The sequence below is a fragment of the Alkalihalobacillus pseudalcaliphilus genome, from assembly GCF_028610675.1.
Lineage (GTDB): Bacteria > Bacillota > Bacilli > Bacillales > Bacillaceae_D > Alkalihalobacillus > Alkalihalobacillus pseudalcaliphilus.
This window is the reverse complement of sequence record NZ_JAQQWS010000004.1, coordinates 102,059-125,400: the sequence shown is the minus strand read 5'-3', so window position 1 is coordinate 125,400 and position 23,342 is coordinate 102,059. Positions and strand designations below refer to the sequence as shown.

The 23,342-nt window shown below is 39.2% G+C and carries 23 protein-coding genes, 2 tRNA genes and 1 other annotated feature; of the genes, 6 read left to right on the top strand and 19 right to left on the bottom strand.

Annotated elements, in window-relative coordinates; all coding sequences use genetic code 11:
• Positions 1 to 166: 166 nt before the first annotated feature.
• The 8 genes from PQ479_RS10680 to ilvD form a co-directional block, all read right to left on the bottom strand.
• Positions 167 to 1,210: a tetratricopeptide repeat protein gene (locus tag PQ479_RS10680; protein ID WP_047990319.1), complete on the bottom strand. Its 1,044-nt coding sequence runs from the start codon at positions 1,208 to 1,210 to the stop codon at positions 167 to 169.
• Positions 1,211 to 1,513: 303 nt separating this feature from the next.
• Entirely contained in the window at positions 1,514 to 2,098 is a 585-nt protein-coding gene (gene leuD, locus PQ479_RS10675; protein ID WP_047990318.1) for a 3-isopropylmalate dehydratase small subunit, read from the bottom strand.
• An 11-nt stretch (positions 2,099 to 2,109) separates the two neighbouring features.
• Positions 2,110 to 3,531, bottom strand: coding sequence for a 3-isopropylmalate dehydratase large subunit (leuC, locus tag PQ479_RS10670; RefSeq protein WP_047990317.1), 1,422 nt, complete (start codon positions 3,529 to 3,531; stop codon positions 2,110 to 2,112).
• Positions 3,532 to 3,564: 33 nt separating this feature from the next.
• The gene (gene leuB, locus PQ479_RS10665) at positions 3,565 to 4,650 is read right to left on the bottom strand and encodes a 3-isopropylmalate dehydrogenase (protein WP_047990316.1); all 1,086 of its coding nucleotides are present in this window, start codon (positions 4,648 to 4,650) and stop codon (positions 3,565 to 3,567) included.
• A 108-nt stretch (positions 4,651 to 4,758) separates the two neighbouring features.
• Positions 4,759 to 5,772 (bottom strand): ketol-acid reductoisomerase, encoded by a 1,014-nt coding sequence (gene ilvC / locus PQ479_RS10660; protein ID WP_047990315.1) that lies wholly within the window; start codon positions 5,770 to 5,772, stop codon positions 4,759 to 4,761.
• A 623-nt stretch (positions 5,773 to 6,395) separates the two neighbouring features.
• Complete coding sequence (gene ilvN, locus PQ479_RS10655) at positions 6,396 to 6,917, bottom strand: acetolactate synthase small subunit (protein ID WP_047990314.1); 522 nt, start codon at positions 6,915 to 6,917, stop codon at positions 6,396 to 6,398.
• Positions 6,914 to 8,638: an acetolactate synthase large subunit gene (ilvB, locus tag PQ479_RS10650; RefSeq protein ID WP_047990313.1), complete on the bottom strand. Its 1,725-nt coding sequence runs from the start codon at positions 8,636 to 8,638 to the stop codon at positions 6,914 to 6,916. The genes ilvN and ilvB overlap by 4 nt, the downstream gene beginning before the upstream one ends.
• Positions 8,639 to 9,123: 485 nt before the next feature.
• Positions 9,124 to 9,386 (bottom strand) — a binding site (T-box leader).
• Between the two features lie 5 nt (positions 9,387 to 9,391).
• On the bottom strand, positions 9,392 to 11,059 hold the full coding sequence (ilvD, locus tag PQ479_RS10645; protein ID WP_047990312.1) for a dihydroxy-acid dehydratase: 1,668 nt from the start codon (positions 11,057 to 11,059) through the stop codon (positions 9,392 to 9,394).
• 827 nt (positions 11,060 to 11,886) lie between these two features.
• Here ilvD and PQ479_RS10640 point away from each other — a divergent pair.
• Positions 11,887 to 12,087, top strand: coding sequence for a hypothetical protein (locus PQ479_RS10640; RefSeq protein WP_273716975.1), 201 nt, complete (start codon positions 11,887 to 11,889; stop codon positions 12,085 to 12,087).
• A gap of 46 nt (positions 12,088 to 12,133) precedes the next feature.
• Here PQ479_RS10640 and PQ479_RS10635 read toward each other — a convergent pair whose 3' ends face one another.
• A complete protein-coding gene (locus tag PQ479_RS10635; RefSeq protein ID WP_047990505.1) occupies positions 12,134 to 12,670 on the bottom strand; it encodes an MOSC domain-containing protein in 537 nt (178 codons plus the stop codon).
• Positions 12,671 to 13,017: 347 nt separating this feature from the next.
• On the opposite strand from PQ479_RS10635, the gene PQ479_RS10630 reads away from it, so the two are divergent.
• The gene (locus tag PQ479_RS10630) at positions 13,018 to 13,149 is read left to right on the top strand and encodes a hypothetical protein (RefSeq protein ID WP_273716974.1); all 132 of its coding nucleotides are present in this window, start codon (positions 13,018 to 13,020) and stop codon (positions 13,147 to 13,149) included.
• A gap of 55 nt (positions 13,150 to 13,204) precedes the next feature.
• Here PQ479_RS10630 and PQ479_RS10625 read toward each other — a convergent pair whose 3' ends face one another.
• From PQ479_RS10625 to ytxJ, 3 genes are all read right to left on the bottom strand, one after another.
• Complete coding sequence (locus PQ479_RS10625) at positions 13,205 to 14,059, bottom strand: patatin-like phospholipase family protein (RefSeq protein ID WP_047990310.1); 855 nt, start codon at positions 14,057 to 14,059, stop codon at positions 13,205 to 13,207.
• A 356-nt stretch (positions 14,060 to 14,415) separates the two neighbouring features.
• Entirely contained in the window at positions 14,416 to 14,655 is a 240-nt protein-coding gene (locus PQ479_RS10620) for a glutaredoxin family protein (RefSeq protein WP_047990309.1), read from the bottom strand.
• Positions 14,652 to 14,978, bottom strand: coding sequence for a bacillithiol system redox-active protein YtxJ (ytxJ, locus tag PQ479_RS10615; protein ID WP_047990308.1), 327 nt, complete (start codon positions 14,976 to 14,978; stop codon positions 14,652 to 14,654). Before ytxJ ends, PQ479_RS10620 begins: the two co-directional genes overlap by 4 nt.
• Before the next feature lie 333 nt (positions 14,979 to 15,311).
• On the opposite strand from ytxJ, the gene PQ479_RS10610 reads away from it, so the two are divergent.
• Positions 15,312 to 15,908, top strand: a complete 597-nt coding sequence (locus PQ479_RS10610) for a TetR/AcrR family transcriptional regulator (RefSeq protein WP_053070512.1) — start codon at positions 15,312 to 15,314, stop codon at positions 15,906 to 15,908.
• Positions 15,909 to 15,910: 2 nt separating this feature from the next.
• Complete coding sequence (locus PQ479_RS10605; RefSeq protein ID WP_047990307.1) at positions 15,911 to 16,606, top strand: DsbA family oxidoreductase; 696 nt, start codon at positions 15,911 to 15,913, stop codon at positions 16,604 to 16,606.
• 109 nt (positions 16,607 to 16,715) lie between these two features.
• On the opposite strand, the gene PQ479_RS10600 is transcribed toward PQ479_RS10605, so the two are convergent.
• Positions 16,716 to 16,955, bottom strand: a complete 240-nt coding sequence (locus PQ479_RS10600) for a hypothetical protein (RefSeq protein ID WP_047990306.1) — start codon at positions 16,953 to 16,955, stop codon at positions 16,716 to 16,718.
• A gap of 53 nt (positions 16,956 to 17,008) precedes the next feature.
• Between PQ479_RS10600 and PQ479_RS10595 the strand changes: the two genes are divergently transcribed.
• Positions 17,009 to 17,590 carry a TetR/AcrR family transcriptional regulator gene (locus tag PQ479_RS10595; RefSeq protein WP_047990305.1) on the top strand — a complete coding sequence of 194 codons (582 nt, stop codon included), beginning with the start codon at positions 17,009 to 17,011 and terminating at the stop codon, positions 17,588 to 17,590.
• A complete protein-coding gene (locus PQ479_RS10590) occupies positions 17,587 to 18,654 on the top strand; it encodes a serine hydrolase domain-containing protein (RefSeq protein ID WP_273716973.1) in 1,068 nt (355 codons plus the stop codon). The genes PQ479_RS10595 and PQ479_RS10590 overlap by 4 nt, the downstream gene beginning before the upstream one ends.
• A gap of 774 nt (positions 18,655 to 19,428) precedes the next feature.
• Here PQ479_RS10590 and PQ479_RS10585 read toward each other — a convergent pair.
• The 6 genes from PQ479_RS10585 to PQ479_RS10560 form a co-directional block, all read right to left on the bottom strand.
• Positions 19,429 to 19,505, bottom strand: a tRNA-Arg gene (locus PQ479_RS10585).
• A gap of 24 nt (positions 19,506 to 19,529) precedes the next feature.
• Positions 19,530 to 19,600, bottom strand: a tRNA-Gly gene (locus PQ479_RS10580).
• Between the two features lie 402 nt (positions 19,601 to 20,002).
• Positions 20,003 to 20,521, bottom strand: a complete 519-nt coding sequence (locus PQ479_RS10575; RefSeq protein ID WP_273716972.1) for a metallophosphoesterase family protein — start codon at positions 20,519 to 20,521, stop codon at positions 20,003 to 20,005.
• Positions 20,522 to 20,553: 32 nt separating this feature from the next.
• Complete coding sequence (locus tag PQ479_RS10570; protein WP_047990304.1) at positions 20,554 to 21,153, bottom strand: XTP/dITP diphosphatase; 600 nt, start codon at positions 21,151 to 21,153, stop codon at positions 20,554 to 20,556.
• The gene (gene rph, locus PQ479_RS10565; RefSeq protein WP_047990303.1) at positions 21,153 to 21,923 is read right to left on the bottom strand and encodes a ribonuclease PH; all 771 of its coding nucleotides are present in this window, start codon (positions 21,921 to 21,923) and stop codon (positions 21,153 to 21,155) included. The genes PQ479_RS10570 and rph overlap by 1 nt, the downstream gene beginning before the upstream one ends.
• Positions 21,924 to 22,078: 155 nt before the next feature.
• Positions 22,079 to 23,170 (bottom strand): GerMN domain-containing protein, encoded by a 1,092-nt coding sequence (locus PQ479_RS10560; protein WP_053070511.1) that lies wholly within the window; start codon positions 23,168 to 23,170, stop codon positions 22,079 to 22,081.
• Positions 23,171 to 23,342: the final 172 nt, after the last annotated feature.

Below are 23,342 nucleotides of genomic sequence, written 5' to 3'. Positions count from 1 at the left end.
AGCCAACAACAAAAAAAGAGAGAGTAGTAACCCATCAGGATTAGTATCTAAAATCCAAGTGTTTTTGGACCGTTAGCCAAGAAGAGCTTTCAAAAACGGACCAAACACAAATACGAAAGGTCAAATCCCTTGAAAATGAGCATCACCCATGTAATTTTCATGCATGTTAGCTATTTTCAAATGAATCTATACTTTGAAAAGTAAGGTGCTCGACTTCTTCGACGATGTGTACGAATTCGTCCAAGTCTTCTAGCTCTAATCCGGTCATTACGGCTACCCATTCTTCACTTATTTCCATTCCCATTCGATTTGAAACAGCTATATAAAAAACCGTTGCCCAAAGTTTCGGGTCAAATGGCTCAGGTCTGAACGGATAAATGGCATAAATATGGGACCAACAGAGTTGTGTCGTCATTTCCAATAGGTTTGGATTATCCTGTTCAAGAAAATCACTTATGTATGTAAGTATTTCATTCGCATAGGCTTGATCAAATACCGGTGTCAGGTCTTTGGGAACGATAGGCATTTCCATACCTAATTTTTTGATAAGGACTTGCTTTGAGACACCTAACTTATGTAAGGATTCTAATACAATTGATCGTAACAATAAATCGTGACTGTCATTTTCAACATACTCGACAAAAGCATTGATGACACCCGGGTCATCGATTTCCTTTAATACATGTATTGCTTGCCATTGAATGCGCACATGCTCAGATTTCAGCATCAGCAAGGTTTTGTCATCGACTAAATCTGTTACATCTCTGCCTGTAAACGTCAAAGCATCATCATTTATCATCTGTCTACTAAAGTGAAGAAGTTGATACAATGATTCAGCATGCTCTTTCGGTAAGCGATTTTCTGCTAAAACAACATCTAGTAGCTCTACTACCTCTTCGTATCTCCCTAATTGCACAAGTAAAGAGATATGCACTTGTAGATTATCGTAATAGTCCCCAATTCCTTCTTTTAATAGGGAGGTTGTCTGCTCGACAGCTTCCTCTAACCGACCAAGCTCCACTAAACAAAGAACCTCACCAAATCGAACTTGTGGATGATCCGGCTCATATTGGGCAGCTTCTTGGAAGAGCTCATATGCTTCCTTTGACCTTTTATCCTTTAATGCATCCATCGCCTTTTCGATCAAGCGCTTGACGAGGTTAGGATAAGGTATAATATTGGTTTTTTTCTTCTCTTGATTTTCGTCCATCGGCTCGCTCCATTGTTGATTCAATGATGAATAAAAAAGCTACTATGTTTGATTTACACATACGCACTTCCTTCTACGTATCTCCAACGCAATAGCTTCATTATAAAATGTTCATCAAATCGTCATTTGATTTTTATAGTTTAACAAGTACCGACTTTAAAAACAAATGATTTTATTTTTACTGTTACGATAACGATTACAAATTTAATGAAACAATCCACCACTTGACCAAGATTTAAGAAGCTAAGCCCTTTATCTCTATTAAAGACAAACCAGATAGACAAAGGGCAATAGCTAATCAAACTAAGCTAAATGAGATTCCTCAAACTTATTAATTTGTTGCTCATAACGCAACGTTAAACCGATCTCATCCCATCCATTTAAAAGCATTTCTTTCCAATAAGGATCGATATCAAATGAAGCTTGGAAATCGGCTCCAGAAATTGTTTGATTTTGTAAATCTACGTTTAATTCAAATTCATGTTTTTCGCCTCGTTCTAATAATTCATTCGTTTGGTCTCCATTTAAACGAATAGGCAGCATGCCATTTTTCACACAATTATTATAAAAAATATCAGCGAAACTTGGTGCGATAATTACTTTAAAGCCATAATCATGTAATGCCCACGGAGCATGTTCACGAGAAGACCCGCAACCAAAGTTATGAGCCGCTACAAGAATTGAAGCACCTTGCATATGTGGTTGATTTAACTCAAATTTTGGATTGGGCGTTCCATCATTTTCGAAGCGCCAATCAAAAAACAAAAATTGCCCGAACCCCGTGCGCTCAACACGCTTTAAAAACTGTTTTGGAATAATTTGATCGGTATCTACGTTTACTCGGTTTAACGTTGCGATTTTCCCTTGATGTTTAACTAATGGTTCCATGCTTCTCCTCCTTATCCATTTGTTTGCTTTTTGCTCTTTAATTGACGTACATCGATAAAGTGGCCCGCTATCGCCGCCGCTGCCGCCATCTCTGGGCTTACTAAGTGTGTCCTTGCCCCTTTCCCTTGTCTCCCTTCAAAGTTACGGTTCGATGTAGACGCACATCGCTCCCCTTCTGGTACAACATCAGGGTTCATACTTAAACACATACTACAGCCAGAATCTCTCCATTCAAAACCAGCTTCTTTAAATAAAATATCCAAGCCTTCCTTTTCAGCTCTTTTCTTAATACTTTGTGAGCCTGGAACGACAAGCGCCCTCACACCGTCTGCCACCTTATGCCCTTTAACTACATTGGCAGCAGCTCGAATATCACTTAATCTCGAGTTCGTACAGGAGCCGATAAAAACATGTTGGATCTTAATTTCATTTATCTGTGTATGTGGTGTTAAGTCCATATACTCTAAAGCTTGTTGGATCGATCGTTTTTCAACCTGATCTCTGCCATCCTCTGGAGCTGGAACTAATTGACTTATACCAACACCCTGTGATGGATTTGTCCCCCATGTCACCATCGGTTCAATTTCAGCCGCTTCAATCTCAACTGTACGATCATATTTTGCATCCTTATCTGTTGCGAGCTCCTGCCATTGCTTCATTTTTTCTTCAAAGCCTTCTCCCTTTGCCACAAAAGCTCGGTCGCGTAAATAATCGAAGGTAACTTGATCGGGACTAATTAAGCCCGCCTTCGCACCAGCTTCAATCGACATGTTACAAATCGTCATTCTCTCTTCCATGGTCATACCCCGAATAGCTTCTCCAGTAAATTCAATAATGGAACCCGTTCCTACATCGACTCCAAATTTTGAAATGATCGCTAATACAACATCTTTAGCCGTAATACCAGCTTGGAGCTGCCCATTAATTCGAACTTCTAATGTTTTAGGTTTGGACTGCCAAAGCGTTTGTGAAGCTAACACATGCTCCACCTCACTAGTACCTATTCCAAAAGCCAATGCTCCAAATGCTCCATGTGTAGACGTATGACTATCCCCACATACAATCGTTTTTCCAGGTTGTGTCAATCCTAATTCAGGACCAATAACGTGAACAATTCCGTTATCAGGACTATCTAAATCAGCAATTTCAATTTCAAACTCTTCACAGTTTTTTTGTAATGTCTCCATTTGCGTACGAGCAATGATATCAGAAATATCGTATCGATTTACCGTTGGAACATTGTGATCCATTGTCGCAAAAGTTAACTCTGGTCTTCTTACTTTTCGTCCAGCTAACCTTAGTCCTTCAAACGCTTGTGGTGATGTTACTTCATGCACCATATGCAAATCAATATACAGAAGGCTAGGTTTGCCTTTTTCAGCTACCACTTCGTGCTTTTCCCATATTTTCTCGATAATTGTTTTTCCTACCATATTTGTCCTCCATACCCCATTTGTCTATTGTGTTTAAACAAATGCCTCGGCCTTTATTTGCTGAATAACAAGTTCCGTCATTTCGTCGGTCGATCGTGCAGCTTCACCCTGTGCTAAATCGACTGTTCGATGACCTGCATCTAAGACTGCATCAATGGCCTTTTCTATCGCTTCTGCTTCTTTTTCAAGACTAAATTCATATTTCAACATCATGGCTACTGATGCAATCGTTGCCAATGGATTAGCAATACCTTTACCTGCTATATCGGGTGCCGAACCATGAATCGGCTCATAAAGACTCGGTCCAATTGCAGAAAGACTCGCAGACGGGAGCATTCCAAGAGATCCCGTTAACATAGAAGCTTCATCACTCAGAATATCTCCAAACATATTTTCTGTTACCACGACATCCAATGACTTTGGTGAGCGAATTAATTGCATGGCTGCATTATCAACAAGCATATGCTCGAGCTCTATTTCTGGATAATCCTTCGCTACGTCCTCTGCTACTTCTCTCCAAAGACGGCTTGATTCTAATACATTCGCTTTGTCAACTGAAGTTACCTTTTTATTTCTCACTTTCGCAAGCTCAAATCCTTTACGAATAATTCGTTCTATCTCACTTCGAGTGTATTTAAGGGTATCAATGGCCACTTCCTCACCATCAACTTCCTTCCGCTCTCTCGGTTCACCAAAATAAATACCTCCTGTTAACTCGCGAACGATCATCAAATCAACATCTTTTACAATTTCTTTTTTTAATGTCGACGCATCGGATAAACTTGAAAAAACGGAAACCGGTCGTAAATTCGCAAATAGCTGCAACTCTTTGCGTATGTCTAATAACCCTTTTTCAGGTCGCTTTTCTCCTGGTAAAGTGTCCCATTTAGGTCCCCCAACGGCGCCTAAAAGTATGGCATCGCTCTGTTTACAAATATCTACCGTTTCTTGAGGTAGTGGCAAACCCGTTGCATCAATGGCACACCCTCCGATTAACGCTTGCTTCGTCTCAAATTGATGCCCATATTTTTGAGCGATTTCATCAAGCACTCGTAAACCTGCTCGTACTACTTCCGGTCCAATGCCATCCCCTGCTAAAACCGCAATCCTTTTATTCATATCAAAACCCTCCCATTAATAAAAAGTAAAAAAAGCGCCTAAGAGATTTGGAGAAAACAGCTCCAATAAATCAACTCCAAGACGCCTCCTTTATACTTCATTTTTTACTTAGCTATTGACTGGACTTTTTGTTTTATTTTTAACAAAAGGCATCATTTCTCGTAACTCACGTCCAACAACTTCAATAGGATGCTGACTTTCTGATTTCGTAATGGCTGTGAATTCAGGACGATTTGCTTGGTTTTCTAAAATCCAGCCTTTAGCAAATTTGCCTGTTTGAATATCAGACAAAACCTTTTTCATTGCTTTCTTTGTTTCATCTGTCACGATTTGTGGTCCAGCTACATAATCGCCCCACTGTGCCGTATCAGAAATAGAATAACGCATCGTCTCAAGTCCACCCTCATACATCAGGTCAACAATTAGTTTTAATTCATGTAAGCATTCAAAATAAGCGACTTCTGGCTGGTAACCAGCTTCTACTAATGTTTCAAATCCGGCTTTAACAAGTGCCGAAGTTCCTCCACAAAGTACGGCTTGCTCTCCAAATAAATCGGTTTCGGTTTCTTCTTGGAATGTCGTTTCCAATACACCTGCTCTCGCAGAACCAATTACTTTTGCATACGCTAATGCCATTTCTTTTGCTTGACCAGAAGCATCTTGATAAACAGCGATTAGGCCAGGGACACCTGCTCCCTCTTCAAATACTCTACGCACTAAATGACCAGGGCCTTTTGGTGCCGCTAAGAAAACATCCACATCAGAAGGTGGCACAATTTGATTAAAATGAACATTAAAGCCGTGTGCAAAGGCTAGTGCTTTCCCTGCTGTTAAGGCCGGTTCGATTTCTTTTTTATAGACAACTGGTTGTAATTCATCTGGTAGTAAAATCATGATTAATTCCGCTTGCTCAGCAGCTTCACTCACACTTACGACTTTAAAACCATCTTCTACTGCTTTATCCCAAGACTTCCCTGGTCGTAAACCGACGATGACATCTACGCCGCTTTCTCGCATATTTTGTGCATGTGCATGTCCTTGTGAACCGTATCCGATTACCGCTACTTTTTTACTTTGTAATACTGATTCGTTGATATCCCCATTGTAATATACTTTTGCCATTATTTATCTCTCCTTTGGAATCTTTTTATTGAATTTATAGAAAAATCCACGTGACCTTGTTCATTTAAGGTCATTGTGAAATTAACCGCGATTGTTTTATATGGAAGTTAGTGCGAACATAGAGCGTTACTCGTCGCTACCGAAAATTATGCTACGCATCCTGCGGGGTGGCACTAAGCTAATCGGCGCAGCCAGCGGATCTCAGCTCTGTCACTACTTCCCGCGGGCATATTTTCGTCCGCTGGGTTACTGATAATTCTCAAGTTCACAAAACCATCAAACACCATTCATTTAAAATGAAAATGAAAAAAAACTAATTGAATGAAGTGCCAACTGTCAAAGAGCCAAACACTACTTTCATCTTTGTTGGTGGCGAAGTGAATCAGCTTCGCCATGTGGGTTTTATATGAAAGTGTACTTAAGGGTGATAGTTCGTGCCTTGAAGTTAGCTGGTCATCCATCTTGCGCGATAGACGACCTTAACAGCTCACTGCTCTCTTTTTGGTCATGCGACTCCTGATGGTGATGGAGTTTAGACATACTTAGAACAAATATTAAAAAGAATAAGAAAAAGAACAATGTGAATGAAAAGCCACCAGTAAAGAATTAGAGACTTTTTGTATTTAATAGATGAGTGTTAACCGGTTGGCTTCATTTTGTAGCTTTTTACTTCCTCGGTTAAAGGCGGTTATACCTGTTCTTGCTAAATCTCGAATGCCATATGGTCTTAGTAAATCTATAAATGTCTCAACTTTCTGATAATCACCGGTAATTTGAACCGTCATTGATTCGCGACCAACATCTAGGATTGATGCCCTAAATGGATTAACTAAAGCAGCCACTTCAGCTCGTTGCTGTGGTGAAACGAGGATTTTAATTAAAGCTAGCTCTCTAGCAATAATAGCCTCATCTGTAATATCTTTTACTTTCAAAACATCGACTTGCTTATTCAGTTGTTTGGTTACTTGTTCAATATTATCCATGCTATCAACCTGAACAACAAAGGTCATTCTCGATACGGTTGGATTTTCTGTAACGCCGACTGTAATACTTTCAATATTGTAATGCCTTCTTGCAAATAAGCCTGTAATACGATTGAGAACGCCTGAGCTATTATTGACTAGTGCGGTAATTGTCCGTTTCATGGCTTTACTCCTTCCATTTGATGAATACCTTTTCCTGGTGAAATCATCGGGTATACATTTTCTCTTTGAGCCACTCGAATATCTGCTAAAACTGGACCAGGATAATCCATCATCTCCTTTAATGCCGCTTTCAGTTCAGAAAGCTTTTCTACTTTCATCGCTTTAATATCATAAGCATCTGCCAGCTTCACAAAATCGGGCTGAATAGGGAATAATGAATTGGAATATCGCTCCCCATGGAAAAGTTGTTGCCATTGTCTAACCATGCCCAGTTCGGCATTGTTGACGATAATAATTTTTACCGGAAGATTTAGTTCCTGTAAAATTGACAGCTCTTGGGCAGTCATTTGAAATCCAGCATCGCCAATAACCGCTACAACTGGCAAGTTCGGTTCCGCAAATTGGGCCCCAATAGCTGCTGGGAAACCAAAACCCATCGTTCCTAATCCTCCAGAGGTTACCCAACGATTAGGTTGATTAAATTTATAATATTGTGCCGACCACATTTGATGCTGACCAACATCCGTTGTTACTACCGCTTCTCCCTCTGTCACCTCATGAATCAACTGAATCAACTTTTGCGGCTTTATCACTTCGCCATCTTCTTTATACCAAAGTGGGTAATCCTCTTTTAGCTGTTCTAAATCAGAGCGCCAAATCGCACTTTTACTCTTCTCGCCATTCGCATCAATTAATAATTGGAGAGCTTGCTTGGCATCTCCAACTACCGGAATATCAACATGAACATTTTTACCTATTTCGGCAGGGTCAATATCAATATGAACCACTTTGGCATGTGGAGCAAAGTGGGCAAGGTTACCTGTCAAACGGTCATCAAACCTAGCACCAATATTAATTAAGAGATCTGTTTCATAAATGGATATATTGGCGGTATAGGTTCCGTGCATACCTGCCATTCCAAGAAATAAATCATGCTCTCCCGGAAACGAACCTAAGCCTAAAAGTGTATTAGTAACTGGAATTTGTTGTTGCTCTACATACGTTAATAAATCATTTGCAGCTTGGGCATGAAGAACGCCAGCACCCGCTAAAATTAATGGTTTTTTTGCTTCAGTAACAGCTTCTACGACTTTTTTAATTTGTAATTTATTTGGGATAACCGTTGGTTGATAACCCGGTAATTCAATCGGTTTGTCATAACGGAATTCACCTTCCGTTAATGAAATATCCTTGGGCAAATCGATTAATACTGGTCCTGGACGACCTGTCTTCGCAATGTGAAAGGCTTTTTTGATAATTTCAGGTAATTCCTCCACACTTCTAACTTGGAAGTTATGTTTTGTAATAGGCATCGTAATTCCGATAACATCTGCTTCTTGGAAGGCATCTGTACCGATAACAGACGTACCTACTTGCCCAGTAATCACAACTAACGGTAGTGAATCCATCATCGCATCGGCAATTCCTGTCACCACATTGGTTGCACCAGGTCCAGAAGTCACAATACAGACACCCGGCTTACCAGAAACTCTTGCATAACCCTCTGCTGCGTGAACAGCCCCTTGCTCATGCCTTGCTAAAATATGTCTGATTCCTGTTTTGTAAATCTCATCGTATGTTGGTAGAATCGCACCGCCAGGGTAACCAAAAATGATATCCACTCCTTCAAGTGCAAGAGCTTTAATGAGCATGCTAGACCCTGACATCTTATTTGTTTCTACTTTTTCTTGCTGCTCCTCTTTTTTCACTTGTGTTTTCATTCATTTTCCTCCTCTTTTTAATCTATCTATTTAGTTAATCATTTTTGCTTTATATGAAAGTTAGTGCTTATGCTCATGTATGTTGACCTTTCGGTCTTTGTTTTTGGTCCGTTTTTGAAAATCGAAATCGCCTTATCAGATGAATGAATTCATCTGAATGGCGGTTTCGATTTTCAAAACTTCACGCGAGCGTGAAGTAGCCAAGCGAGCTTGGCTAACGGTCCAAAAACACTTGGATATTAGAAGCTATCCTGATGTGTTATTACTCTCTCTTTTTTGTTGGTTGTGGCTGTTTGTGCGGTGCGCTGAATCTTTTTGCAAAGCTCGTGCGTAGCTATCTTTCAAAAAGTAGCGGGGCTACGGAAAAAAATGAGCATCCTCAAAACCAAATTGAATGAAGTTGTGATTTTTGTTAGATTTTCGTACATGATTTTTTCGATAAAAAAAATCCTTCCACTCCAACGAACATTGCAATCGCAACGTAACGAAGGGGTGAAAAGATTTACTTTCCACGGTACCACCCTTTTTCATCAAGTTTCCTTGACCTCAGGGATGAGCAAATAGCTCACCTCATTTTAGTAACGAGTGCTTTGAACACCCGGTCAATCCTAGTAGACACATAAATGTTTACGTTCAGACCAACACTCAGAGGGGACTTTCATTCTATGTGACAACACCGCTTTCCAGCAATCACGGCTCTCTGTAGAAGTCCAGACATAGAATTACTTTACCTCTTCAACGTTTGTTTCCTATTTATATTTTCATAACCCCACCAGTATTCGCAGAAGTTACTAATTTAGCATACCTTGCTAAATAACCTTTTTTGACCTTTGGCTCTGGTTCAACAAAACCCTCTTTACGATTAGCATGTTCTTCAGTTGTAACTAGCCATTCAATCGTTCGATTAGGTAAATCTATTCGAATCCTATCACCATTTTCGATAAAGGCAATAGGTCCACCTTCTGCTGCTTCAGGTGAGATATGGCCAATCGAAATTCCTCTTGAAGCACCTGAGAAACGTCCGTCAGTAATGAGTGCTACCTTTGTGCTTAGGCCCTTTCCTGCAATTTTAGAAGTTGGGGCAAGCATCTCTGGCATTCCAGGACCACCTTTAGGACCTTCATAGCGGATAACTACTACATGCCCTTCTCGTACTTCGCCATTATCAATACCTTCTTGAGCTTCTTCTTGAGAATTATAAACGATAGCCTCCCCTTCAAAAACTTTAATAGAAGGGTCAACGGCACCTACTTTAATAACAGCACCATCTGGCGCAAGATTACCATATAAAATTGATAACCCACCAACAGGGCTGTATGGATTATCCTTGCGTCGAATAACATCGTCGTTCGTAATTTCTGCGTGTTTCACATTTTCATATAAACTTTTTCCTGTAATTGTAATTCGCTCAGGATGTACAGCTCCATCAATACTGCAAAGCTCCTTAATAATAGCACTTACTCCACCAGCTTTTTCGACATCATCCATTGAATAATCTGAAGCCGGACTAATTTTAGAAAGGTATGGAACTCTTTCAGCTACTTCATTAATTCTATTTAAATCATATTCAACTTCAGCTTCATGAGCTATCGCTAAAGTGTGGAGAACTGTATTGGTCGAACCTCCCATAGCCATATCTAAAGCAAAAGCATCATCGATTGTTTCTTGAGTGACGATATCACGAGGTCGAATATCTTTCTCTATTAAATTCATTAAATGTTTAGCGGCATCTTTAATTAATTTATGGCGCTCGTTGGATGTAGCAACAATCGTTCCATTACCTGGTAAAGCTAAACCGAGCATTTCCATTAATGAGTTCATTGAATTCGCCGTAAACATTCCTGAACAGGATCCACAAGTAGGACAGGCACTCTGTTCAATCTCAAGCAACTCTTCTCTTGTCATTTTTCCAGACGAGAAAGCTCCTACGCCCTCGAAGACTGATACTAAGGACAGACTCTTACCATCTTTCGTTTTACCTGCTTCCATCGGTCCACCTGAAACAAATACGGCCGGTACATTCGTTCGAACAGCCGCCATGAGCATACCCGGTGTAATCTTGTCACAGTTCGGAATATAAAAAACTCCATCAAACCAGTGAGCATTAATGACTGTTTCAGCAGCATCACAAATAATTTCACGACTTGGTAATGAATAGCGCATACCAATATGACCCATTGCGATACCATCATCGACACCAATCGTATTAAATTCAAAAGGAATACCTCCAGCCTCTCGGATCGCTTCCTTAGCTACTTCAGCAAACTTATTTAAATGCATATGTCCTGGAATAATGTCGATATAAGAGTTACAAACCCCGATAAAGGGTTTATCCATATCTTCTTCAGCTACCCCAGCTGCACGAAGTAAACTTCGATGCGGAGCACGGTCAATACCTTTTTTAATCATATTACTTCTCATTACTATCTCTCCCAATCTGTTGCATTTTCTCATATTATTCAATTCAAAATTATCTCATTCTCTATATTGAAATAATTAGAATTTCACCAACGATTAAAACTCACTATTTAGAAAATTCTGTTTAGATTAGCGAGAAAATATCCTTGTTGAGAGGACAATCGTCTTTTCCGATTGCATTTTTTATTATTGAAATTAATGATACGCTGATTCTTGTTGATGGTCAACCACTTTTATTAAAATAATTTGATAATTTAGATAACCGGTAACACTTGAATGCGTTTACATGGTGATGAGAGAAAGATTTGACTCATCAAAACTTTCATTTTCATGGTTTAAGCCCTAATGTATATCATTACACTGTATGAAGACAACTTACTTCCTTCTCTCTCCTTTTTGTTGTCCTCATCCTCCTTTGACGAATACATAACTTCTTTCCTCTACCATTTCGTTGCCCTCATCCTACTTTAATGCTCGCGTCACTTTTTCCACCTTGCTATCATTCTCCTAAAAAACATCACACAACATACCTACACATTCCGTTGCAATTTTTTGATCATTTTACATAACTATGATGAGTAAAATGGCATGAATTGGACAAACTATGGTTGGGTGATGTCATGAGCGTAAAAAGAACTAGACGGAGATTTTATTTTATAAAGAAGTTTCCATTCATTAAAAGGAGATCGGCAAATAGAGCTTCTCTCATCTTGGTGAAGGACCGCTTTAAAGAATGTCGGACCGAATCTGAGAAAACATTGTACGAAAAGCTATATTCACAACTTTATTATCCATCTCCACGAATTTATATTGGTGGAGTTCAGGTTAACATGGCTTTAGTCCCTTATCGGATCGCTTTTATTGAGGTGACGACGAAAGATAAAGAAAAACGAATTATAAAGCAACTCAAGAAAAAGAAGTGGCATGTCCAATTTTATGACCCTACCAAAATAGTGGACTCAAAGAAATGCGAGGAGTATTTAATGAATGAAGCAAGACTCCAACCACAGCTCCAAATAACCGAAATGTAAACAAACAGCGAAAAATGCTTGCAAACAAGAAGCACTTTTCGCTGTTTTATATTTTATCTAATTTGAGATGAGGTTCATCTGGTAAAACCACTTTGATAGAATCACCCGGACTTACCATGCCTCCTTCTAAAACAATACCCATCACTCCAGCTTTTCTTATCACATGTCCAGATTCATCTTTATCTAACACGGCTTCCATTAGTCCATCTTGATAATGATCAATTTGTTTACATGGATTCCTTAAACCCGTTAACTGTACTTTTGCGTTTTCACCGATTTCCAAAACCGTATCCACTGGTAACATTAATAACTCGATTCCTTTTGTTGTGATATTCTCGCCTAGTTCACCTGGATTGATATGAAAACGATTGTTAAGCTCATGAAATAACTCTTCATGAATAAGGTGAACTTGTCGTAAATTCGGTTGATTAGGATTTTTGGCAATTCGCGAACGATGTTTGACTGTTTCACCACAATGAGCATCGCCTTTGACACCAAGTCCTTTTAATAATTGAATACCTTCTTGAATATGCTTGCTAAAAGAATGCTCAGCATTTTTACTAACTGCTGTAACTCGACCCATTTCCAATCTAAATCCCTCCTATAATACCTACGTAATCGACTCCTCTCTCAATTCTACTCTACTTACAAAAAATAATGTTCATTTCCTAGAAAAAAGATGTGCAAAATGAATCGATCTTTTTGCACATCTTTGTTTTCACATCATGTTACAGCTTGCTTAAATCCGGATATCCGCTTGTTGCCCAAGCACAGTCCACCAATAAGGAAGCACCCTTGTCACTCTTTTTTAAACATTTGTGTAGATTTATGTCGATATATTTGAGCCAAAACTTTTCATAGGACAACCTTATGTTTGGCAATACTACAAATAAGACACCGTTGATTCTAATGTGAAAGGAGGAATAAACGATGAAATTTTATATTAACAAGGAGGATGGTAAAGGTCGTAAACGCGAAACACATATCGAATTGCCTGCACAGTTTATTATGGCAATCGCTACAGCAACAGGAACACTTATCACGATTCTTTTGAACTTGTAAAGATGAGCCGTGCAAGTTCTGGAACTTGTACGGCTCTGTAATGGTCATCCATCATTTAATTCGATTGCACAAACTCTTCTAATGCTTCCATCTGCTTTTGCATCTCTGCTTGGCCTTTTTCATACAGGGCTTCTAGTTTTGCTTTGCTTCTCTCCACACGCCCAACATCCAACTTTTCGCTTGGACTAATCACAAATAGATGGCCCTTTTTTTCTTCATCTCGTATAAATTGTAACGTTTCATTATAAATCCGGTGCCTTTGCTCCACCGCTCGAATAAGTCCTGGATATTGGCGATATTTACGCCTTAACAGCCATCCATGCGATTGTGGCTTCTTCACGTAATCCCGATTTTGCGTAAGAATCACGATATTTTTTGTATGCCCGTCTTCTATCGACTTCTTAATAGGAATCGGATCGGCAATCCCTCCATCCATCAAAATCCGCTGTTGATAAGGGACGACTGGTGCGACAAATGGTAATGAACTAGAAGCCCTAAGCACCGTATATAAATCACTCGGCCTTTCCACACGATCGTAATAAATCGCTTCGCCTGTCATACAATCGGTTGTTCCGATTACTAAATTTTCTTCTGCTTTTCTATACGTATCAAAATCATAGGGCATTAGCTCATTAGGTAGCTTATCAAATAAAAAATCCATACCAAAAAGTTCTCGTTTTTTTACATAGTTTCTAAATGATAAGTATTCAGGATTATCAAGGAAATCCATATGTACCGAACGATTCCTATCTTTTTGTTTAGAAATATATGAGGAACCATTACAAGCCCCTGCCGAGACACCAATCACATAAGGAAAATACATGTTACGCTCCATTAACTCTTTTAGAACACCTGCCGTAAAGACACCACGACTGCCGCCACCTTCAAGTACTAATCCTGTATTGGACATTCTATCTCCTCCTCCACTCCTATCTAATGTTTACTTATTATAACAAAATTCATCTAATTCTTACTCCAAAGAAGCTCAGCTTTTATATGAAAGTTATTGCTGATGCCCATGTGCGGAGCTTTGCTTACCGCTACCGAAAATCATGCTGCGCTGGATTACTGTAAATTCACTAATTCAAAAAAGTAATTCAACACAATTCTTTCAAAATGAAAAAGAACAAATTCAAATTAATTGAAGTTCCATCAGTCAAAGACCCAAAATTCACATTCATGTTTGTTGGTGGCGAAGTGAATTGGGCTTCGCCATAGAAGTTTTATAAGAAAAAACACCTCATTTGTCCGAGGTGTTTGTTTCCTTTATTTTTTTGCCGCTTCAATCAGTTCTCTTAAATCAGGATTAAAACCTTTAACCGCTTGCTCTCGAAAGACAGTCACAGGTACACCCATAAATCCAAACTTTTCAACTTCTTGTTGGTATTGCTCACTTTCCATCACATCACGAACTTCATAAGCTACTTCTTCTTGCTCAAGCAAATTCTTGACATAACCACACTCTACACAGCCAACTGTTGAGTAGACAATCATTTTCTCAATCATGAAGAAAAAGCCTCCCCTAAAGCATTTTTGGTGATTTTCCAATGAGAGGTATGCCATTTTACATGTCCATCCTCGAGTAAAAATACTTGAGGTGATTCATGCTTAATGTCAAAGTCATCGGCAATTTGATTTGATACGATACGATGCTCGATCACATAAACAACAGATGCTGATGTGTCAGAATCAGAAACAAACGCTTGAAACTCATCATAAGCCTTTGCACTAATCGGACATGTTGTACTATGTTTAAAAAGGAAATGAGTACCTGATTGCTTTACAAATTCATTCATTTCTTCTATAGAAGTTAATTGTTTCATTTTCATCGCTCCTCATTCAATTTGCTAAACACTATACATTAACTTTACCATATTTTATTCGAAAATACGTCATTATAGAAACCGATAACGTGATATCCGAAATGGGGTATCTACTTTGTCTTTAAAAAGATTAATTTATAAAAGCGGTACAATGGGGATTGAAACCCAAAGAACCACTTAAACTCTATCGAAATTCGGTATATGGTGATTGGTGCTGGTATATGTTCTGTTCAAGTCGCTGAAGAAATTTATAAACAAACCCATTAGAAATTTCCAAAATCTATATTATGGACTATCCAGTCCAAAACTGCTATCATTTTACTTAGAAGGAGTGGTCACATGGCTCGTCCTACAAAATTTAATCGTGATGAAGTGTTAGAAAAAGTCATGCTTGTTTTTTGGGAAAAGGGATATAACGATACGTCTTTAGAAGATCTTTTATCAGTGACAGGATTAAGCAAGAGTAGCTTATACCAAGCTTTTGGTAATAAACATGAACTCTTCCTAACGGCTTATCATCTGTATTGTAACCAGCAAATGGAGACATTACAATCAATCTTACATGCCGATAAACAAGGTCTTGATGCTATTATTGATTTTTTCACCTTGATTACATCAGCAACGGGTGACGAAAAAGCAAAAGGCTGTATGACCTGTAATGAGGCCATAGAGCTTGCCCCAAATGATAAGCAGTTTCAACAATTGCTTGAAGACGAATTCTTAAACGTTGAGAAGCAGCTTCTTACGGCAGTTGAACGTGGTAAAAAAGATGGCTCAATATCTAACCCATTAGATACCCAGCTCGTTGTTCGCTTTCTAACAGCCGCCTTACAGGGAGTCAATGTGTTAACACGCTCACAAACCAATCCAAATCGTTTACATGAAACCGTTCAAGCCATTGAACAATTATTACAAATACCAAAGGGAGATGAATAAAAATGAAAGTAGAAATTTGGTCTGATATCGCGTGTCCATTTTGTTATATTGGTAAAAGAAGATTTGAGAATGCGCTAGAACAATTTGAAGGTAAAGAAGATGTAGAGATCATTTATAAGAGCTTCATTTTAGACCCAACAGCGCCAAAAGATTCTAAGCAATCAATGAATGAAATGCTTGTTGAGAAAAAAGGAATGGCTTTGGCACAAGTGGAGCAAATGCAAAAGCAAGTAACCGCTCAAGCGAATGAATTAGATTTAGACTATAAGTTAGATCAAGCCATTATGACTAACACAACCACAGCTCATCGCCTCCTACATTTTGCGAAGGAACACGGAAAAATGGGCGAAATGAAAGAAAAATTACTCCAGGCCTATTTTATCGATGGCAATCATGTTGGGGATGTCGACACATTAGCAACACTTGCAAGTGAAATTGGACTTGAGGAAGCGAAAGTAAAGGACGTTCTAAATAGTGATCAATATCAACTGGCTGTCCAAAAAGATATTGCTGAAGCTGCTCAAATCCAAGTCCAAGGCGTACCTTTCTATGTATTTAACCGTAAATACGCGGTCTCAGGTGCTCAACCACCCGAAGCATTCTTACAAGTACTCAATCAAGTGCATGAAGAAGAGAAAAAAGAACAGCCTTTAAACGTCATCAAGCAAGGCGATGCTTGTACGGATGGAAGTTGTTAATAGGGACAGAGAACGAGCACTTCGCGAGTGCTCGTTTTTTGTTCGCGCTCCCGAGATTCAGCGTTTGCTCGGGCTTTCTTCTCCTTTTTAAGCTTGCAACCCTGTGATTCTACTTTTGGCTCACTAGATTTAACTCTAAATCTAATGAGGCCAAACCTGCTTCTACTCTAAGTCTTCCACCTCGACTAACACTTTCTAATGCACTTGAAAAAGTAGGCTGTTTACCAGCCGCTTCAAATGCATGCTCGACTCCTTTTCCTGTAACATCCATAATAAACTCAGTTGCCTCTTTCTCAGCTGCATAATCAAATGAAGGTGGATAAAAATAAACCTTTACAACGAATATCATATGTTATATAACATATGATATATAATCAACATTTTCAAAAAAGAGGGGATCCTATGCCACCGAAAAACAAATTTTCAAGAGACCAGATTGTTGAAGCAGCTTTTGCGATTGCTGAAACCGAAGGAATTGATCGGGTGACTATCCGTAAAGTCGCGGAGCAGTTAGGAAGTTCCATTGCCCCAATATACGTGAATTTCACTGATGTTGAAGCGTTAAAACAAGCCGTTATTCAAAAGATCGTTGAGATAAGTCAGCGACTATTAGCTGAAGAAACGAGCCGCTCTCCGTTCGCTAATATTGGGGTAGCGAGTCTACACTTTGCGAAAACGTATCCAATCCTTTTTAAAGATTTCGTGATGAATCAAAACGATTATTTACACGATTATGATGAGGGAATGGGAGATCTTCTCATTGAACAAATGAAAACCGACCCTGACCTTCAAGGATTTTCGAACGAAGAACTTCAAGACATTTTATTTAAAATGAGAACCTTTCAGATTGGCTTCTCCATAATGGTTGCAAACGAATTGACCGAGGCATCATTTGATATGGAAAAAATGATACGAATCATGGACAGCACCGCTGAAGATGTGGTAAGTGCTGCTCGACTACGAAAAGGAGAAAGAGGGATATGATGGGTAAAACAATTAATGAAACTTTTCTTCAAAAAACCGTGCAACAAATGACAAACAAGAGGCATAACTTCGGTGCGATTCTATCTGTGGAACAAGGCGATGGCGATTTGAAATGGGTTGGTGCAGCTGGGAACTTGCAAGCTGATGATCAATACTTTATTGCCAGTGTCACGAAGCTTTATGTAACAGCCGTTGTACTCATGTTAAGAGGAGAAGGCAGACTTCAACTCGATGAACCAATCAGTACGTATCTACCTGAAGAGGTGATTTCTGGGCTTCATGTTCTGGATGGCATCGATTATTCAGAAAAGATTACCATTCAACACCTAATCTCCAATACGTCGGGAATTCCCGATTATTTTGCCTACAAACAAGATGATGGAACGACAGTGGCCGACCTGCTTTTTAAAGGTGAAGACAAAAGCTGGCCTTTAGAAAAAGTGCTGACGTTAACAAAAGAAATGAAACCGACTTTTAAACCTGGGCAAAAAGGGAAAGTCAACTATTCTGATACTAACTATCAACTATTAGGAAGGATCATTGAGAACATAACTAACATGAGTATCAACGAAGTGTTCAAGCGTTATATTTTTGATGAGTTAGGCTTAACAAAGACGTATGTCTATGATGACGTGAACGACCAAAAGCCTGCCGCATTACACTACAAGTCGAGGACCATCCGTCTACCCCACTACATGTCATCAATCAGTGCAGAAGGCGGTATTGTCTCGACAGCGCAAGAAACGATGCAGTTTTTACGAGCGTTCTCAAGCGGTTATTTTTTCCCGGAAGAACAACTAGAAGAATTAAAGCAATGGCAGTTGATCTTTTTTCCAGGGGCTTTTTATTATGGTATTGGTTTAGAAAAGTTATGGATGCCTCGCATCTACTCACCATTCAAGCCTATTAATGAAATCATTGGTTTTTGGGGGCAGACAGGTGCTTTCGCCTTTTATAATGTGGAACGGGACTTATTCTTCACAGGAACGGTCAATCAGAGCAGTGGGTTTGGACATAGCGCGGCTGTGAAAGCCATGATTCGGATCATTCGAGCCGTATCCTGACCGGAAATGATTGCTTCAGAGGAGAATAAAAGCTTACACTTACACATTCATGTTGGTCTATCAGTAGTCAGAAATGGTTGTAGCGAATAATAAAAAAGAGGTTGTATTCCAATTCCAAACCTCTTTTTTATGTCCTCTCTTCTCATGTCCTTTTATTTCATTCCTCTATTTAGCGGATTTTTCCGTTACCGACCAAGTGCCTAATACAATCATTGACAATCCTGAGATTTTGTTTAGTGATGGATCTTGAAAGGCAGACTCGCCTTTTGCTAACCAACGACTTAGAGCATAGATCCATGACACACAAATTAGGTGCGACAACAAATAGTCATGTTTCCATTACTAGTGCAAATAATTTCAATCCACGCACCTATGTAAGGTGCGACACGAACAGCAGACGGAAAATTCGCGGGCTAAGGCATTTCAATCCACGCACCTATGTAAGGTGCGACAGCGGAATTTCTCAATTATTAAACAAAAAAGTACTATTTTTTCTAATTTCTAACCAATACCACCTCTTTTTGAAGACAAATCCTGTTAAACACACACAATTTTCGGACTCGAAATGCAAAAATATGGTGCGAATCCCCTAGGGATTTTATGTTCACCTACCATTCGCACTAAAGTTTTAGCTCTCTTCTTAAATCATTTTAATTCCTCACCCTAGTTAAATACTTGTAGGAAATACATTCGACAAATTATCCCTTATTCCTTTAAAAACCAAAAAACTCCCACCAAAGGCGAGAGTTTGTATATGTATATGTAAGATTCAAATGGCGTCCCAGGAGAGATTCGAACTCCCGACCGACGGCTTAGAAGGCCGTTGCTCTATCCTGCTGAGCTACTGGGACAAACAAGGATAAATAAATTGGATAAGCGGGTGATGAGAATCGAACTCACGACATCAGCTTGGAAGGCTGAGGTTTTACCACTAAACTACACCCGCATATTAGATTGTTGCTTTTTCACTTGCTGTCATGTCTCTTCCTCTTCCAGCAATGCTTCGAAGGTTTATGCGTCGAGACAACTCGTTGCTTTTTCATAGATGTTTCGCTCGTGGCTGAGGTTTTACCACTAAACTACACCCGCATATGATAACAATCACTAGCGACGTATATAAATATACATCAGAATCGAGTTTTAGTCAACACATTTTCATAAATTATTTGTCTGAAATAGTGATCTGATTTTTATTGTTTTTTAATTGCTTATTAAGTATTATACAAGTTTGCTCGCACGAAGGCAATGCGGGATTCTATAGGTGTCTCTTTATTTCTTAAAACTATTAGTCGGTAGAAGTGGCCATCCTTATCCAAATCGCGACCACCCCTACCATTTATAAAATTAATTAGTTGCAATTAAATTCCTTCGATAACTCGGGGTATTCGGATCCATCAATCGTATAGAAGATTACTTTTATACGGCGGTCATCTACTTCACAAATGACATAGGTTTGCGTTCTTGCTGGACGGAATGGTAATCGAATACTTCCGGGGTTAATAAATATCGTGCCATTCTCTTCATACGCTGAGGCAATATGTGAATGTCCAAAACAGACAATATCTGCACCTACCTCTTCCGCTCGATAGCACAAGTTCGTCAATGTTAGCTTTACATTATATAAATGACCATGGGTCGCATATAGCTTGGCAGAACCAATTTCCTTTGTTAACTCTTCAGGAAAATCCTCTCCGTAATCACAGTTACCACGAACGACAAGGAAATCTTGAAGTACTTGGTCGTGCTTAGCAAGTTCGGAATCACCACAATGGAGCATATAGTCCACTTCTTCACGATGTCGCTCAATCACAGGCATTAGCTCTTCCTGCCAACTGTGACTATCACTCATAATCAATATTTTCTTCACATCAAACGCCTCCTCTCCTATTTTTTATCTCTTTACCAACTTAATAAATGCTTGTTTTGTTTTAATTGTTCCAGTGCACGGGCACGATGACTGATTTTATTCTTTTGTTCAGGTTGTAATTCCGCCATCGTTTTTTTCAGATCAACCACATAAAAAATGGGGTCATAGCCAAAGCCCTCATTACCTTGTCGAGTCTCTGTGATGATGCCTTCACATTCACCTGTAAAGAGATGCCTTGTACCATTTGGAAAAACAAAGGCCAATGTACAATGAAATCTTGCCGTTCTTTCTGAAGTTGGAACATCTTTTAGCTCTCGTAACACCTTATCAATATTTGCTTCATCATCTTTATCTTCGCCTGCATATCGCGCAGAGTAGACACCTGGCTTGCCATCTAGGGCATCAACCATTAATCCTGAGTCATCGGCCAACACAGGTACTTGAAAGTGGTTAGCCATTTCCTGAGCTTTCTTAAAAGCATTCTCTGCAAATGTCTGACCGTCCTCCTTGATATCTGGAATATCCGGATAATCCAACAAGGTTTTTACTGAAATTCCTTCTTCAGCAAAAATTGAAATAAGTTCCTTAGCTTTACCTTGATTTTTCGTAGCAATTAACAATGTATTTTCCATCATTTCGCCTCATTTTTTTTCGGTTTGGCTCCAGCAATCCACGTATCAATTTCTTCACCTAACGCTTGTTTTTGAATGTCAAAAAGCTCTTCGATTCCTTTTTCAGCGTAGTCTAATAGCGTATTCATTTCGTCGCGAGAAAAAGTTGCTTCTTCACCTGTTCCTTGAATCTCAACAAATTGATGAGCACCTGTCATTATCACATTCATATCAACTTGTGCACTAGCGTCTTCTACATAACATAGATCAAGTAAAGGACTAGATTCTGTGTCCACCCCAACAGAAATGGCTGCTAAATAGTCTTGGATTGGCCACATCGATATTTTCCCTGCATTTTTCAACTTAGATACAGCAATAGCTAACGCAATAAATGCACCTGTTATGGATGTTGTTCTTGTTCCTCCATCAGCTTGAATGACATCGCAATCAATCCAGATCGTTCGTTCACCTAATTTATCTAAATCAATGATAGAACGTAGAGCACGTCCAATGAGACGTTGAATTTCCATCGTTCTTCCCGTTACTTTTCCTTTGGTTGACTCGCGCATATTCCTTTGCTCCGTCGCTCTTGGTAGCATGGAATATTCAGCTGTAATCCAGCCTTTCCCTTGCCCTCTCAAAAAAGGTGGTACACGTTCTTCAATACTCGCTGTGCAAATTACCTTCGTTTGCCCCATCGAAATAAGAACCGAACCTTCTGCATGCATGGTGTAATCTAGTTCTACCTTTACTGGGCGAATTTGATCCGCTTGTCTTCCATCAATTCTCATTATATCCTCCTCAAAATCAGGTTTATACAACCTATATCTTACACAAATACGTATTCTCATATCAGTAAACACGAAAAAGAGGATGCAGTTGCACCTCTTTTTGTTTCTTACTTATTATAAAGAAATTTCAGGAAGTCGGCAATTCGTTTTAGCGATTAGTATTTCCCTGTATTAATATCTGTCGGTCTAGAAACGGTTTCGATCGCTTCTCCCTCTTCAGAAATTAATTCTTTTTCGCCATCTACATGAATCGCAATTTCTTTTACTCCTTCTTGCTCTGTTAACGTTAAGGCAATCATATTTAATGCCTCATAAGAAATGGCCGTTGACTCTAATTCACTTAAGATTTCCTCACTTAAGTTTACAGTTAAAAGACCATCCTCAAATAATGGCTCATCTAAGACAGACACACCATGACGAATATCGGAAACTAACGACCCACTCTTGCCAGGAAGAGGCCCCATTAATAACTGCTCTAATGCAACTTGATAAGGATTATCTAAACCACTTTTCACATTTCTTGTAACTGGTACATAATAATTCGATTCACCATTAGTCCCTAAGAAATATAAGGTCACACTTTCTGTACCAACTAGATTCACCAGGCCGCCTGTCTCAAGGTTAATACCGTCACTTCGACTCATACCTTCACCAATCGGCGTTTGATTTTTTGGCATAACCTCTTGATCAAAACCATTTATTTGGATTTTTACTTTTTCGACGGTATCAAATTGTGTTAATGTCCATGTGATTGCCTCAACAATACCACGTTCCATTTCAGGGTTATACTCATTAAATTCCTCGGTGAAATTGGCTGTTGCTACACCGTCTTTAAGATTTACATTCATTTCTGTACCAGCTGGTAAAACCGCTTTAAATCCACTTGGAAGTTGGTCTGTAACAGGACCACCTTCTACTAGGAACTCGAGTGATTGCTGTAATACCCCTACTTGCTTAGGAACCATGATTTTTTGTGGAACGACTAAGCCATTTTGGTCAAATAAGTATACTTCACGCTCAATTAACTCTGCGACAGCTTCATCAGTTCCCTCTTCATCCGCTGCTTCCCCATCTTCAGACGATTCCTTACCGTCTTCATCTAGCTCTAATTCTCCTTCATCATCTACATACTGAACCGGTGGTGCATCCATTTGTTTGGAAGTTTCATCGGATCCAGTTGAACATGCTGTTGCTGTTAGGGCAACAAACAAAAGCACGGGTACTCCTCTACGTAAAATTTTACGCATAACAGTCATGCCTCCTTCGATAGTTTGTACTACTATGTATACGAGCTATCTAAAAAGAATAGACCAAGTTACGATGAATCTTTTTCATAAAAAATAGAAAGGACTTATATAGGCTCCTTAAATCCGGGGGCAGTTTGGATTGAACGACCTGTCGCCGCTTTGCTTTTATCCA

Coding starts and splice junctions, on each gene's coding strand:
- PQ479_RS10680 (WP_047990319.1), bottom strand. CDS start 1,210: ATGGACGAAAATCAAGAGAAGAAAAAAACCAATATTATACCTTATCCT.
- leuD (WP_047990318.1), bottom strand. CDS start 2,098: ATGGAACCATTAGTTAAACATCAAGGGAAAATCGCAACGTTAAACCGA.
- leuC (WP_047990317.1), bottom strand. CDS start 3,531: ATGGTAGGAAAAACAATTATCGAGAAAATATGGGAAAAGCACGAAGTG.
- leuB (WP_047990316.1), bottom strand. CDS start 4,650: ATGAATAAAAGGATTGCGGTTTTAGCAGGGGATGGCATTGGACCGGAA.
- ilvC (WP_047990315.1), bottom strand. CDS start 5,772: ATGGCAAAAGTATATTACAATGGGGATATCAACGAATCAGTATTACAA.
- ilvN (WP_047990314.1), bottom strand. CDS start 6,917: ATGAAACGGACAATTACCGCACTAGTCAATAATAGCTCAGGCGTTCTC.
- ilvB (WP_047990313.1), bottom strand. CDS start 8,638: ATGAAAACACAAGTGAAAAAAGAGGAGCAGCAAGAAAAAGTAGAAACA.
- ilvD (WP_047990312.1), bottom strand. CDS start 11,059: ATGAGAAGTAATATGATTAAAAAAGGTATTGACCGTGCTCCGCATCGA.
- PQ479_RS10640 (WP_273716975.1), top strand. CDS start 11,887: ATGGCTTTAGTCCCTTATCGGATCGCTTTTATTGAGGTGACGACGAAA.
- PQ479_RS10635 (WP_047990505.1), bottom strand. CDS start 12,670: ATGGGTCGAGTTACAGCAGTTAGTAAAAATGCTGAGCATTCTTTTAGC.
- PQ479_RS10630 (WP_273716974.1), top strand. CDS start 13,018: ATGAAATTTTATATTAACAAGGAGGATGGTAAAGGTCGTAAACGCGAA.
- PQ479_RS10625 (WP_047990310.1), bottom strand. CDS start 14,059: ATGTCCAATACAGGATTAGTACTTGAAGGTGGCGGCAGTCGTGGTGTC.
- PQ479_RS10620 (WP_047990309.1), bottom strand. CDS start 14,655: ATGATTGAGAAAATGATTGTCTACTCAACAGTTGGCTGTGTAGAGTGT.
- ytxJ (WP_047990308.1), bottom strand. CDS start 14,978: ATGAAAATGAAACAATTAACTTCTATAGAAGAAATGAATGAATTTGTA.
- PQ479_RS10610 (WP_053070512.1), top strand. CDS start 15,312: ATGGCTCGTCCTACAAAATTTAATCGTGATGAAGTGTTAGAAAAAGTC.
- PQ479_RS10605 (WP_047990307.1), top strand. CDS start 15,911: ATGAAAGTAGAAATTTGGTCTGATATCGCGTGTCCATTTTGTTATATT.
- PQ479_RS10600 (WP_047990306.1), bottom strand. CDS start 16,955: ATGATATTCGTTGTAAAGGTTTATTTTTATCCACCTTCATTTGATTAT.
- PQ479_RS10595 (WP_047990305.1), top strand. CDS start 17,009: ATGCCACCGAAAAACAAATTTTCAAGAGACCAGATTGTTGAAGCAGCT.
- PQ479_RS10590 (WP_273716973.1), top strand. CDS start 17,587: ATGATGGGTAAAACAATTAATGAAACTTTTCTTCAAAAAACCGTGCAA.
- PQ479_RS10570 (WP_047990304.1), bottom strand. CDS start 21,153: ATGGAAAATACATTGTTAATTGCTACGAAAAATCAAGGTAAAGCTAAG.
- rph (WP_047990303.1), bottom strand. CDS start 21,923: ATGAGAATTGATGGAAGACAAGCGGATCAAATTCGCCCAGTAAAGGTA.
- PQ479_RS10560 (WP_053070511.1), bottom strand. CDS start 23,170: ATGCGTAAAATTTTACGTAGAGGAGTACCCGTGCTTTTGTTTGTTGCC.